This is a genomic window from Vibrio sp. 1727 (assembly GCF_033344415.1).
In the GTDB taxonomy this organism is placed as follows: Bacteria; Pseudomonadota; Gammaproteobacteria; order Enterobacterales; family Vibrionaceae; genus Vibrio; species Vibrio alginolyticus.
Window position 1 is genome coordinate 1 of sequence record NZ_JAWPOT010000280.1, and the last position, 692, is coordinate 692.

Genomic DNA, 692 nt, shown 5'->3' on the forward strand with positions numbered 1-692 from the left:
ACTTTTAATGAAAACCACATTCTTGCTATCGCACAAGCAGTTGCAGAAGTACGTGCCAAGCAGGGGACTACAGGGCCGTTGTTTGTGGGCAAAGATACCCACGCGTTGTCAGAACCTGCGTTTTCAAGCGTAATCGAAGTTTTGATTGCGAATGGTGTAAAAGTCATCGTACAGCAGGATAATGGCTACACTCCAACACCTGGCATTTCTCACGCTATCTTAACTTACAATCTAAAGCATGATGAGAAAGCGGATGGCATCGTTATCACACCGTCTCATAATCCACCACAAGATGGCGGTATTAAGTACAATCCAACACATGGTGGTCCAGCAGAAGCTGAATTGACTCAAGCGATTGAAGATCGTGCGAACGAGATCATTGCTGGTGGCCTAAAAGATGTGAAGCGTCTAGCGCTAGCAGAAGCGAAAGCATCTGAGCTATTCGTAGAGATGGATTTGGTGAAGCCTTACATCGATGACTTAGTAAATGTTATCGATATGGAAGCGATCCAGAAATCGAAGTTGAAAATTGGTGTGGATCCACTTGGTGGCAGCGGCATTGATTACTGGCGTCAAATTGGCCAAGCATACAACTTAGATCTGACCTTGGTCAGCGAAGCGATTGACCCATCATTCCAGTTCATGTCGCTTGATAAGGACGGCGTGGTTCGTATGGACTGTTCTTCTCCATA

The 692-nt window shown here is 45.7% G+C and carries 1 pseudogene; it reads left to right on the forward strand.

Annotation, left to right across the window (positions count from 1 at the left end):
• A pseudogene (locus R8O10_RS25240) lies at positions 1-692 on the forward strand (phosphoglucomutase, alpha-D-glucose phosphate-specific); the annotation flags it as partial.